Below are 13216 nucleotides of genomic sequence, written 5' to 3'. Positions count from 1 at the left end.
AAAAAAGCCTTTAAAAAATCGATTTTTTAAAGGCTTTTCTAAACTCTTAAAAGGAAAATATTATTTAGCCGTTTTCACTTTATGTCCGTACAAACCAAACGATAAAATAATCACAAAACATAAAAGCGGAATAATATATCCAGCCTGAATATCGTCGTGTTTCATATCAATTAAAGTTCCCATTCCGTATGGAAGGATTGCTCCGCCCACAATTGACATTACCAGCCATGATGAACCCGTTTCAGTATTTGATTTTAAACCAACCAATCCCAAAGAAAAAATAGTTGGAAACATAATCGACATAAAAAATCCGATACCGCCTAAGGCATAAATTACTACAATTCCGGTTCCGTAAATCGCTAACAAACAAAGTATGATACTTGCAGCACAATAAATAGAAAGCAATGTGTAATCTTTTACAAACTTCAGGAAGAAAGTACCAATAAAACGTCCTGCCATAAACAAGAAGCCATAAATACCAAGATAATATCCAGCCGTTTTTTCGTCTAAATGTGCACCCTGCTGTGCAATTCTAATAAAGAAACTTGTAATGCAAACCTGTGCGCCTACATAAAAGAACTGTGCCACAACTGCCCAGCTTAAATGACGAAACTTTAAAACAGAGAAAAATCCCGGTTTTACTTCGGCTTCAGTATGTTGTGGTTTCATCGAAGGTAAATGCATAAAGTAGAATATAATCGCCACTATAACCAATACACTTCCTAAAATGATATAAGGCATTTTTACAGCAGCAGCTTCGCCTAATAAATACGATGCTTTTTCAGCTTCAGGCATTGCTGCCATTTGCTCCGGAGTATGATTTTTTCCGGAAAGTATAAATAGAGAACCCACAATTGGAGCTACCATAGCTGCTAATCCGTTGAAAGAAGCCGCTAAATTCAGTCTTTTAGAAGAAGATTCAGCAGGGCCCAAAATCGCTGCATACGGATTGGCACTCGTTTCTAAAATCGTTAAGCCGCATCCAATTACAAATAAGGCGAATAAAAACAATTCATAGGTTCTGGTATTGGCTGCTGGAACGAATAAAAATGCTCCCGCTGCAAAAACTAATAATCCGGTAATAATACTGTTTTTATAACCAAATCTTTTGATGAGCATTCCCGCAGGAATCGCCATTATAAAATAAGCAAAAAACACCGAAGTATCAATCAATGTCGACTGGCGGTTGTTTAATTCACACGCCTTTTTTAAATGTGGAATTAAAATAGAATCCAGATTATGCGCCATTCCCCAAAGGAAAAATAAGCTGGTAATTAAAATAAATGGCAGAAGATAGTTGGTTTTTCCGCCTTCGTTTGGCACTTCGTGAAGATCGCCTGTTTGGTTTGTTACTTGCATTTGTTAGATAGTTTTTTGTTTTTAAGCTGCTGAGATTCTAAGCTGCTAAGGTTCTAAGTTTTTCTATGCTGTGAAGGCATTAAGAAGCAAAAGTTTTAAACCTTAGCATCTTAGAAACTTAGTGCCTTAGGATCTTTTCTTCACCAGCAATAAGTGATCACATACCAAAACCACTTCACCTCTTTGGTTAATGATTTCGACATGTTCTGTTACGGTTCCCATTTCTGGATTTTTGGCTTCGCCTTTTTCAGAAATTGTAATTTCAGAATGGATTGTATCGCCAATATGAACGGGTTTTACAAAACGCATTTTGTCGTATCCTCTTGAAAAAGCTTCAGGATTTATTTCTGATGCTGTCAAGCCGATACCAATGGCAAAAACCATAGTTCCGTGCGCAATACGCTGTCCGAATGGCTGTGTTTTGCACCATTCTTCATCCATGTGATGCGGGAAAAAATCTCCCGTATGTCCGGCATGAACCACAAAATCTGTTTCTGTAATGGTTCTGCCTAATGTAACTCTTTTATCTTCAAGTTGATAATCTTCAAAAAATGTTGATTTGAAATACATATATTTTTAGTTTGAAAGTTGTAAAGTCGAAAGTCCAAAGTTGAAAGTCCAAAGTTGTAAAGTGTAATAAATTCAGGGCTTTAAGACTTTCGACTTTTGATTTTAAGACTTAGATTAAAATTCCTCCGTTTGTGTTACTGATATAGCAGGCTTCAACGACCTTCATGGTATCTAAAACGTCCTGAACGCTTGCCAATAATTTAGAATCCGAGCCTTCTTTAAAGCGCATTAAATTAGACATCGTTCCTATAAAAGCTTCTGGAAACCATGAACCCTCAAGGTTTACTTTTTTCCATTCATACTGGCCTTTTTCATCCTCAATCGCATATTCAAAAATGTCAGGAAGTCCGTCAGGATAATTCATTAATAGTCCCATTTTGGCTTTAATAGCGCCTTTTGTCCCTTCCCATTTTATGTAGCTTTCTTCATGATTTGGTCCAAAATGATGATCGTGATTTGTATTAATCACCACATGTTTGTCTTCGCCATAATCTAAAATAATTGTAGAACGGCTCGATGACAATTTTTTAAGCGGATGTCTGGCTGTTTTTGCCATCACACTTTTAGGATTTCCCATAAACGAACGTATGCAATCGATATAGTGAACACTGTGAAAAAGAATTTCCAATCTAGGATGTTCTTTAATCAGCGGAAACAATTCCCACGGCGTATTTACCGTTACTTTAAATTCAAAATCGTATAAATCGCCAATCAATCCTTCGTTAATTAAATATCTCGCAGCGCTGACAAAAGGCGAAAAACGAAGCTGAAAATTGATCGCTGCAACAAGATTTTTTCTTTCGCATACTTCTACAATTTCTCTTGCCTGAGCCAAGTCATTTCCCATTGGTTTCTGGATCAAAACCGCAGCGCCATCTGGCAATTGCTCTAATATTTCGATATATTGATCCGGAAGGACAGTAATGTCGTAAACCGCATTTGAAGGCGCATTTTTTACGGCTTCTGCCACGTTTTCAAAAACATGTTCAATTTCAAAATCTTTGGCTAAATCATGTGCTTTTGCAATCGTTCTGTTTGTAATGCCAAAAACTGTAAAACCAGCCATTTTGTAAGCAGGCAGGTGCGCATCTTTTACAATACCGCTTGCACCGATAATGATAATGGGCTGTTTGGTTTCGGGCAGTAAAGGTTTATATGGAATATTCATTTTTGTGCTATTTTAAGTTTATTGATCAGCTCTAATCAATTCGTTAGTTTTTCAATATTTTCCTGTGTTTGTTCTAAAAGTTTTTCCGACGGAATATCTGTTTCAATCGCTTTTAAAACCATTTGATCTATCAATTCTGCCACTTTTGGCCAAATTGGCGTTTGCGGCAAAGTCAAAGCGTTTTCATGCAGCATTTCCAGTTTATGATAATAGGGAATCGTTTTATTGATTTCGGCATCATTCCAGGTTGATTTTCTGCATCCAATTCCGCCTTCGGTTGTCAATAATTTATCGCTTTCGGCAGTTGTTGCAAATCGCAAAAAGTCAAAGGCGAGTGCTTTATTTTTACTTCCAATACCAATAGTATAAAGCCAATACACATTTAATGAAGCCGTTTTGTGGTTTTCATCGTGCGGTAATTCAGTAATATCAACTTTGCCTTTTACTTTCGATTCCTCAATTACTTCACACATAGAAGCAAATCCAAACCAGTTAATTGCCATTGCAGCCTGACCTTCGGCGAAAGCCATTCCAGCTTCAACAGAACCAAAATTCTTTGAACCCGGATGAACCGCATTTGTATTGTTAACGATTTTTCTATAATAATCTAAAGCTGCAACTGCTTGATTATAATTGATGTTTATTTTGTTTTGATGATCTAAAAGAGAACCGCCGCGAGTCCATAACTGCAGGCAGAAATCAAAAACCATATTATGACCGTCGGGGTAATTGGCGAAAACACAGCCGAATAAATTACTTTCCGGCCTATTAAAAAACGAAGCAATTTGGGTGAATTGCTCCCAGTTTTTTGGAGGGAACAATTCGTAACCAAATTGTTTCTTGAAGTTTTCTTTTTCGGTTAAATCTTCAAATAAATCTTTTCTGTAAATAAGGCATTCCGGACCGTCGTGAAACGGAAGTCCGTAAATACTGCCGTTAATATGCTGCAGGTTTAACAGCGATTGATGCCAGCCTTCAGGATAATTCTGAGGCGGGTTTTGGTTAATAAAAGAAGTTAAATCCAGAACCGCTTTTTCATTTGCAGCATCAAAAATCCAATCGGTATTTAGGTGCGCGATATCCCATTTTCCGGTTTTTAAACCTTTATTGGTAATGGTTTCTTCATAAAGATCGTGCAGTTCAAGCGGAATCATTTCAACTTCAATGTCAATATTGTTTTTCAGACAGAAGTTATCCCACAGCTTTTGCAGCGTGCTTTCAAAAGGAGAAAATTTTCTAACAGCGATTCTAAATTTTTCCATATCTATGCTATAAATTCTTTTATAATTCGCTCGTTATCCTGCCCTAATTTTGGAGAACCTTTAGTTGATGTAAAGTATTCACCGTCGATTTTTATAGGACACCTTGTTGTTTTATACGAATAGCCGTCGAGCATTTCAACTTGCTGCGTAAATTCTAAAACTTTAAAACCGTCTTCTTTGAAAAGCTGTTCATAGTTTAAAACTCCCGCACACCAAATGTCAGCAGGTTCTAAAATATCCAGCCAAAACTGGGTTTCCTGTGTCAATAGGTGAGAAGCCAGAATATTTTTAATTTCGTCTCTAAGCGTAAATTTATTTTCTGGGAATTGTAACAATTCATCGCATTTTAGCAATGAAGCCAAAACGGGAATTGATCCCATTGCCAGAGCCAGATAACCGTTTTTAGTTTCGTAAATTCCGTAAGGAGCGCCCAAATAAGCATGTGCATTATTGGTTTTGGTACGAACAGGAAGTTCACCGCCGTCATTAAAGAAAGTGGTAATCGTTTCAAACTGAAAATCAAAAGCAGATTCCAGCATGCTTACCTGAACCGTTCCGCCTATATTTTGTGCTGCTTTTCGATATAAAGCCGCTAAAATTCCCTGCGCTAAATGTGCGCCCGCCAGCATATCTACAATCGACAATCCCATTGGTACTGGACCATCTTCCTGATTACCGCTCAGCCAAGTCAGAGCAGTTAATGATTGTAATAACAAATCCTGTCCCGGTAAATCTTTAAGTTCAGGATGATTCCCGAAACCAGAAATCGAAGCATAAACTACCGTTGGATTTATCGCTTTTACATCATCATAACTTAAACCAATGCGTTCCATAACGCCCGGCCTGAAATTATGCATGACAACATCGGCTTTAGCCAGTAATTTTTTTAATTTTTGAAGTTCTTCCGGCTGTTTAAAATCTATGGCAAACGATTCTTTATTTCTGTTTATAGTATGAAAAACAGACGATTCGCCGTTCATGATTAAGTCAGAAGTATATAAGGTTCTGCAAATATCGCCAGTTCCCGGTTTTTCAATTTTTATAACGCGCGCGCCTAGATCGGCCAAGCGGAGACTCGCCGACGGACCCGAAAGAAACTGACTAAAATCTACTATTAAATAATCTTCTAAGGGTTTCATTTTTTTTGTTTAACCGTTTTATTGTTTATTCGTTTAATCGTTGTATTTGTTAACCGTTAATTCGTTTAAGAGGAGAATCGTTTAATCGTTAATCCGTCGTTTTGTTCAACACGATTAAACGTTTAAACGAATCCACGATTCAACAGTTTACTGAATAAACTCTTTGTGTATTACTGCATTATCTTCGCCCACTTTTGGAGCTGCTTTTGTGCTGCTTAAAATTTTACCGTCAAGCTGAATGGGGCTTCGGGTTGTAACCAAAGTTTCGCCGTCTGAATTTTTTACGGTTTGTTTTAAGTGTAATTCATTAACAAATGGCTGTTGGTCTAAAGTTTCATAATTGAGAACTTTTCCTGCCCAAATGCCTTGTTTTTGAAGCAATTCTAACCAATAATCTGCTTTTTCTTCAGCTAATTTATCGGCTAAAAGAATTCTGATTTCATCTCTTTTTTCAAACCAGAGATGTTTAGCAGCATATTGATTTAAATCGACTCCAAGCGTATTTCCTATAAAAAGTAAATCACCCATTGCCAGCGAAATATAATTGTCTTTTGTTTTGTAAACTCCGTAAGGCGCACTTAAAAAAGCATGTGCGCTACCTTTAATATCTCCTCGTTCCGGCTGTTGTCCGCCATCGTTTAAGAAAGAAGTAATGGCTTCAAACTGAACATCCAAAATAGATTCCAGTAAACTCACTTCAACCAAAACACCTTTTCCGGTTTTGGCTCTTTTTAATAAAGCAGCTAAAATTCCCTGCACAAAATGATTACCGCACATTAAGTCGGCGACAGCCAGACCAAACGGAACGGGACCCTGACTTTTTCGTCCGCTAAGCCAGCTTAAACCCGAAAGTGACTGCAAAAGCAAATCTTGTCCTGGTTTTTTTGCCCAAGGGCCTTTATCGCCGTAACCGGTTATGGTTCCGTATATTATTTTTGGATTAATAGCAAGTGTTGCAGTAAAATCTAAACCGATTTTTTCCATGACACCCGGTCTGAAATTATGCGTCATAATATCGGCCTTTTCGATTAGTTTTTTAATTAAAACCAAATCGTCAGGATTTTTTAAATCGGCTGCAAACGATTCTTTGTTTCTGTTAATCGTATGAAACAAAAGACTGCTGTCATCAACAAAAAGATCTTTAATGCTTAATTGTCGGCAGGCTTCGCCTTTTACCGGACGTTCGATTTTGATCACTCTCGCGCCTAAATCGGCTAACTTTAATCCGGCAGAAGGACCCGCCAAAAACTGGCAGAACTCTAATACAATTAATCCTTCTAATGGTTTCATGAATTTTGCAGTTTTAAAGATTTAGTATAAAGCGCGTTTAATGCATCTAAAACAAGTTCTTCGTCACCGCCATTCATTAAATAATCACGAACTACATCGCCCGCATGATCCTGAAAATACATGTGTCCGGAATATCTTGGCCGTAGAAAAGCTCTTTCTAAAGCGGGTAAAGTATTTTTGAAATAATTATTGGTTATAGAATTGATTCGGTCGTTTTTCCAGGCTTGTAAATGTCCCGGCTGACCTCCGTTATCGGCAAAAATATTCTGCTGTACCTGAGACGATCCTGTAAATTCAGCATAACGAATCGCTTCCGGAATATGTTTACTGAAAGATGAAACAGCCAATCCTGTTCCGCCCAGAGAACTTATCATAGGCGCATTATTCAGCTTAACTAAGTCATAAAAATGAAGCAGGTTTTTGCTGTATCCGGCTCTTGAATAATTAGAATATCCGTAAGCAAAAGGGCAGTAGGCAATTTCATCAGTATTAACCATTGCTTCGTAAACCTGAATTGGATTTCGGTTAAAATTCTTCGGATCTATTAATTGAGCCAGTTCGCGAAACATCTGCAAAGCTTTTTTTCCTGTTTCTACAGAAATCACTTTTTCTTCAGACTGAAACGGAGCTTCGCTTAAACTGCAGCAAAACATATAAAAACTCATCAGAACATCAACCGGAATTCCTGCAAAGGCAACCAGTCCTTTTTTGGCTAAAGCCAATAAATCATCATATGTTTTAGGAACTTCAAGTCCCTTTTTTTCTAAAATATCCAAACGTGCAGCAGCAACCGGAGTAGCGGCATCTATTGGCAAAGCCCATAATTTATTACTGAAAACATAACTTCCGTATGATTTTCCTACTGTATTTATTTCCTGATCTTTAATATAATCAGCCGGAAGATAATCAGATAAAGGAAGAATCGCTTTTGTGTGCGCGCCAAAACCTGTCCACGGGTGATCGATTACCAATAAATCGAATCTTTTTGCTAAGTCTTCGATAGAAGCATCTGCAAATTCTTGTAAACTTCTTTTCTCCCAGGTAATTTCGATATCAGGATTTAATTCGGTAAAGCGTTGTGCCGTTGCAACCATTGGTAATAAACCTCTTGTATGATTCCACGTTATGCCTTTTAATACTGCCATTGGTATTGATTTATATGTATGGAAAATAATAAATGTAAAAATTACAATTACAAAATTAGAAATAAGATTGAATTAGGCAAGAAAATGTAACTTTTTACATTGATTTTTTTGATAAAACTTTTAAACTAGGCTAGTTTTTTTACAAAGCGAATAAAAAATGTTATAATTTATTAAAGAATGATCATTTTATTATATTAGTATAAAAATAAAATACAAATATTGTTTTAATCGATTACATTTGTAATTGTGCTTTTTACATTTATTATTCATGAGAAGATGTTCGAAGCCTTAATTTGAATTCTATAATACTAAATACCATTTAAAATGTTTTCATTACAAAATAAAAAAGCAGTTATAACAGGAGGCGGAAGCGGGATTGGAAGAGCAATTGCGGCCTTGTTTGCCAAACAGGGAGCAGAAGTTCATATTATTGATTTATCTATTGAAAGTGCACAGGATGCTGTTGAAGAAATTAAAAATGCAGGAGGAAACGTTTTTTCGTATGCCTGTAATGTTTCCAGCCAGGCTGATGTTAAGGCAACTTTCGAAAAGATCGGAAATATAAATATCTTAATCAATAACGCCGGAATCGCAAATGTTGGTAAAGTTGATACGACTTCTGAAGCTGATTTTGACCGTGTAATGGATGTAAACGTAAAAGGAGTTTACAACTGCTTGTTTGCAGCAATCCCACAATTCCGACTTTCAAATGGCGGTGTGATTTTAAACATGGCCTCAATTGCGGCGTGGGTTGGAATCTCAGATCGTTTTGCGTATTCAACTGCAAAAGGCGCTGTAATGGCGATGACTTTATCTGTAGCGAGAGATTATTTAAGTGAAAATATCAGATGTAATTCTATTTCTCCGGCAAGGGTTCACACACCTTTTGTGGACGGATTTATCTCTAAAAATTACGCTGGAAAAGAAGAAGAAATGTTCGATAAACTTTCTAAATCACAGCCAATAGGGCGTATGGGAAAACCAGACGAAATTGCCGCTCTTGCTTTATACTTATGCAGTGAAGAAGCTGGATTCATTACCGGATGCGATTACCCAATCGACGGAGGATTTATTAAGTTAAATAATTAAAGATGCTAAGGTTCTAAGATACTAAGGTGCTAAGAAAAAGCTCAGCGACTTAGAACCTTAGCCGCTTAGTACCTCAAAAAAAACTTAGAACCTTAGCCGCTCAGCACCTTAGAACCTAAAAAATAATAATTAAAATATATAAGAAAATGAAATTAATACGTTTTGGAGAAATCGGAAAAGAAAAACCAGGAGTTTTAATTAATGAAAAAAGATATGATGTTTCTTCTATCGTTTCAGACTTTAACGAAAGCTTTTTTGAAGAAAATGGTTTAGAAAAATTACAAAAAGCATTAGAAAGCAATCCTTCTTTACCAGAAGTTGATGCAAGTGTGCGTTTAGGATCGCCTGTTGCAAGACCTTCGAAAATAATCTGCATTGGATTAAATTATGTGGATCACTGTAAAGAAACAAATGCTCCAATCCCTACAGAACCAATTATTTTCTTTAAATCAACAACTTCTTTATGCGGACCGGATGATGATGTTATTATCCCTAAAAACAGTGTAAAAACCGACTGGGAAGTGGAGCTGGCATTTGTAGTAAGCAAAAAAGCAAGTTATGTTGAAGAAGCAGAAGCTTTAGACTATGTTGCAGGTTATGCATTATTGAATGATTACAGCGAAAGAGAATTTCAAATCGAGCGCGGCGGACAATGGGCAAAAGGAAAAGGATGCGATACATTTGCACCTCTTGGACCATTTTTGGCTACGAAAGATGAAGTAAAAGATGTTGATAATTTATCGATGTGGTTAAGCGTAAACGGTAAAAAATACCAAGACAGCAACACACTGAATCTTGTTTTCAAAATTCCATATTTAGTACACTACTTAAGTCAGTTTATGACTTTGCTTCCGGGTGATATCATTAGTACAGGAACACCTCCGGGAGTTGGTTTAGGTATTAAACCAGATCCAATTTACTTAAAAGCAGGCGATGTTGTAGAACTTGGAATTGAAGGTTTGGGAACAAGTAAACAGACTGCAGTTGCATATAAAAAGTAATTATTAAGTCGTTGAGCATAATTATTTAAACACATAGAAACATAGATTTTGAAAACTTATTAGAAGGCGTTTCACTTGTTTAAACAAACATAGCTATGTGTTAAGAAACTAGTTTCTTTTTCACTCTCTTTTTGCGAACAAAAAAAATCTATGTTTCTATGTGTTTTAAAAAAAAATACGAATTGTAGCCTACGAGTTAGTTTTAAAAAAATCAAAGATGAAATTTATTGTATGCGAAAAACCGCAGGAATTTAAATTAAAAGAAAAAGAAATTCCCGAACCAAAAGAAGGTGAGGTTCTTTTAAAAATAAAAAGAATTGGTATCTGTGGAACTGATATTCATGCTTTTGGCGGAACCCAGCCGTATTTTGAATATCCTCGAATTCTGGGTCACGAATTGGCAGCAGAATATGTAAAAGGAAATGCTGCAGGTTTTAAACCGGGCGATAAAGTAACTTTTATTCCGTATTTCAACTGCGGAAAATGTGTTGCCTGCCGAAACGGATTAACAAACTGCTGTGTAAATATAAAGGTTTTTGGAGTTCATATTGACGGCGGAATGGCCGAATATGTTTCGATTCCGGAACAATATTTACTTCACGGTCAGGGATTAGATTATGATGAACTGGCATTGGTTGAACCATTGGCAATTGCCGCGCACGGAGTACGAAGAGCGGCTGTTAAGTCAACTGATACGGTTTTGGTAATGGGAGCAGGGCCAATTGGAATTGGACTGATTCAGTTTGCTAAAATTGCCGGAGCAAAAGTGATCGTAATGGATATCAACGATTACAGATTAAATTTCTGTAAAACCGAATTGAATGCTGATGAAACCATTAATCCGTTAAACGATGATGTAGCCGCAAAACTGGCTGAATTGACTAACGGTGATATGGCAAATGTGGTAATTGATGCTACAGGAAACCAAAAAGTGATGAACAGCGCTTTCAATTATATTTCGCATGGCGGAAGATTTGTTCTAGTCGGGCTTCAAAAAGGTGAATTGAGTTTCAGTCATCCGGATTTCCATAAAAGAGAATCTACTTTAATGAGCAGTCGAAATGCCACTATTGAAGATTTTGAATATGTAATGAAATGTTTGAAAGAAGGTAAAATCGATCCTAAAAAATACATTACGCACAGAACAAGTTTCTCAGAACTGATTACTGATTTTGGACAATTAATTGATCCTAAAAACAATGTAATCAAAGCGTTAATTGAGATTGAGTAATTTTTTCTAACACATACAAACATAGATTTTAAAACTTAATAAAAGGCGTTTCACTTGCATTAAAACATATAGCTATGTGTTAAGAAACTATTTTCTTTTTTTTATTCACTTTTAGAAATAAGAAAATTCTATGTTTCTATGTGTTTAAAAAATCTAACTATTATTAAACTTTAATAACCACAAAATGGATTTAAATTTAAAAAATAAAATTGTCGTTGTTTCCGGTTCGGCTGGAAAGGAAGGCAGTATTGGAGAAACAATTATTAACCGAATTGCAGACGAAGGTGCGATTCCGGTTTTGGTTGACAGAAATGCAAGAGGTTTCGGTTACGCGGAAGCTTTCCAAAAAAGAGGAATTGATTCTTTATTTGTGCAGACAGATGTAACTGATCCTGTAGAAATCGAAAATGCGGTGAAAACAATCATAGCAAAATACGGAAGAATCGACGCTGTCATCAACAATGTTGGTGTAAACGACGGCGCAGGTTTGGATGCTTCTTACGAGGAATTTATGGATTCTTTAAAACTGAATGTAGTAAGCTATTTTTTACTTGTTAAATACGCGCTTCCGTACTTAAAAGAATCAAAAGGAAATATCTTAAATATTGGTTCAAAAGTAGCTTTAACAGGGCAGGGGGGAACTTCTGGTTATGCGGCAGCAAAAGGCGGCGTTTTAGGTCTTACTAGAGAATGGGCAGTAGATTTAATCCAATTCGGAATCCGCTCTAATGCCATTATTATTGCTGAAAGTTATACTCCTGCATACGAAGACTGGATTAAAACTTTGGCAGATGGAGAAACCGTTTTAAAGAAAATCAACAAAAGTATTCCGTTTGAAGGCAGAATGACCAAAACAGAAGAAATTGCAGATACGGCTCTTTTTATTATTTCTGATCGTTCATCTCATACTACAGGACAATTTGTTTTTGTAGATGGCGGTTATGTGCATTTAGATCGTGCTTTAATCAACGATGTAAACTAATTCAGGATGAATAACCGAATTGATTCTCATCAGCATTTTTGGATATTTGATCCCGTTAGAGACAGCTGGATTGATGAAAGTATGTCGAAAATTCAAAGAGATTTTCTTCCGGAAGACTTATTGCCTCTGCTTACAGAAAACAAATTTTCGGGTTGTGTAGCAGTTCAGGCAAGTCAGTCTCAAGACGAAACTAATTTCCTTGTTGATCTGGCTTCAAAAAATGATTTTATAAAAGGAATCGTAGGCTGGGTTGATCTTCGTGCAGATAATATTTCAGATCATTTACGTCATTTTTCTTCGAATAAAACCATTAAAGGATTCCGACATGTTGTACAAGGTGAAGCTGATGATTTTATGTTTAGGGAAGATTTTCGCAACGGAATTTCAGCTTTAAAAGAGTTTGATTTTACGTATGATATTCTGATTTTTCATCGTCAGTTACCAGCTGCAATAAGTTTGGTAAAAGATTTTCCTAATCAAAAGTTTGTAATAGATCATATTGCAAAACCGGATATTAAATCAGGCAGTATAGATTCATGGAAAAGCGGTATAGAAGAAATTGCAAAATACAATAATGTATGGTGTAAAGTTTCTGGAATGGTCACAGAAGCCGACTGGAAAAACTGGAAACCAGAAGATTTAAAACCGTACTTGGATGTGATTTTTGAAAATTTCCCAACAGATAAAATACTATACGGTTCAGATTGGCCGGTTCTAAATGTAGCTTCTGATTATAATGAGGTTGTGAAAACTTTAGAAGATTATATTTCGAAATTTTCTATCGAAGACCAGAATAAAATTTGGTTTGAAAATGCAGTTTCGTTTTATAATTTGAAGCAATAATTTTTTAGCCGCAGATTAAAGGATTTTCACAGATTTTTAATCATTTTAATCCTTTAATCTGTGGCAAAATATATTTTACACGCAAACTTGTTAAATATAGCCCATAGTTTCAACCGGGGACGTAATATTGTCACGCT

Annotated in this window: 12 protein-coding genes; 5 read left to right on the top strand and 7 right to left on the bottom strand. The window is 36.2% G+C overall.

The window, feature by feature from the left end; genetic code table 11:
* Positions 1-60: 60 nt before the first annotated feature.
* From fucP to PQ462_RS14105, 7 genes are all read right to left on the bottom strand, one after another.
* Positions 61-1359 (bottom strand): L-fucose:H+ symporter permease, encoded by a 1299-nt coding sequence (fucP, locus tag PQ462_RS14135; protein WP_121360837.1) that lies wholly within the window; start codon positions 1357-1359, stop codon positions 61-63.
* A gap of 126 nt (positions 1360-1485) precedes the next feature.
* A complete protein-coding gene (locus tag PQ462_RS14130) occupies positions 1486-1929 on the bottom strand; it encodes a MaoC/PaaZ C-terminal domain-containing protein (RefSeq protein WP_180856636.1) in 444 nt (147 codons plus the stop codon).
* 109 nt (positions 1930-2038) lie between these two features.
* On the bottom strand, positions 2039-3097 hold the full coding sequence (locus PQ462_RS14125) for a Gfo/Idh/MocA family protein (RefSeq protein WP_274250461.1): 1059 nt from the start codon (positions 3095-3097) through the stop codon (positions 2039-2041).
* A 35-nt stretch (positions 3098-3132) separates the two neighbouring features.
* Positions 3133-4359: an extracellular solute-binding protein gene (locus PQ462_RS14120; protein ID WP_274250460.1), complete on the bottom strand. Its 1227-nt coding sequence runs from the start codon at positions 4357-4359 to the stop codon at positions 3133-3135.
* A gap of 2 nt (positions 4360-4361) precedes the next feature.
* Complete coding sequence (locus tag PQ462_RS14115; protein WP_274250459.1) at positions 4362-5498, bottom strand: CaiB/BaiF CoA transferase family protein; 1137 nt, start codon at positions 5496-5498, stop codon at positions 4362-4364.
* Positions 5499-5645: 147 nt separating this feature from the next.
* Positions 5646-6788 (bottom strand): CaiB/BaiF CoA transferase family protein, encoded by a 1143-nt coding sequence (locus tag PQ462_RS14110; RefSeq protein WP_274250458.1) that lies wholly within the window; start codon positions 6786-6788, stop codon positions 5646-5648.
* A complete protein-coding gene (locus tag PQ462_RS14105) occupies positions 6785-7933 on the bottom strand; it encodes an ABC transporter substrate-binding protein (protein ID WP_274250457.1) in 1149 nt (382 codons plus the stop codon). The genes PQ462_RS14110 and PQ462_RS14105 overlap by 4 nt, the downstream gene beginning before the upstream one ends.
* Before the next feature lie 324 nt (positions 7934-8257).
* Between PQ462_RS14105 and PQ462_RS14100 the strand changes: the two genes are divergently transcribed.
* The 5 genes from PQ462_RS14100 to PQ462_RS14080 all read left to right on the top strand — a co-directional run bounded on the left by PQ462_RS14100 (position 8258) and on the right by PQ462_RS14080 (position 13079).
* Positions 8258-9022 (top strand): SDR family NAD(P)-dependent oxidoreductase, encoded by a 765-nt coding sequence (locus PQ462_RS14100; protein WP_012026095.1) that lies wholly within the window; start codon positions 8258-8260, stop codon positions 9020-9022.
* Between the two features lie 146 nt (positions 9023-9168).
* The gene (locus PQ462_RS14095) at positions 9169-10023 is read left to right on the top strand and encodes a fumarylacetoacetate hydrolase family protein (RefSeq protein ID WP_274250456.1); all 855 of its coding nucleotides are present in this window, start codon (positions 9169-9171) and stop codon (positions 10021-10023) included.
* A 217-nt stretch (positions 10024-10240) separates the two neighbouring features.
* Positions 10241-11254: a zinc-binding alcohol dehydrogenase family protein gene (locus PQ462_RS14090; protein WP_274250455.1), complete on the top strand. Its 1014-nt coding sequence runs from the start codon at positions 10241-10243 to the stop codon at positions 11252-11254.
* 184 nt (positions 11255-11438) lie between these two features.
* Positions 11439-12236 carry an SDR family oxidoreductase gene (locus PQ462_RS14085; protein WP_274250454.1) on the top strand — a complete coding sequence of 266 codons (798 nt, stop codon included), beginning with the start codon at positions 11439-11441 and terminating at the stop codon, positions 12234-12236.
* A gap of 6 nt (positions 12237-12242) precedes the next feature.
* Entirely contained in the window at positions 12243-13079 is an 837-nt protein-coding gene (locus tag PQ462_RS14080; RefSeq protein ID WP_274250453.1) for an amidohydrolase family protein, read from the top strand.
* Positions 13080-13216 lie beyond the last annotated feature (137 nt).

Source organism: Flavobacterium sp. KACC 22758, assembly GCF_028736135.1.
GTDB lineage: Bacteria > Bacteroidota > Bacteroidia > Flavobacteriales > Flavobacteriaceae > Flavobacterium > Flavobacterium johnsoniae.
This window is presented reverse-complemented; position numbering and strand designations above follow the sequence as displayed.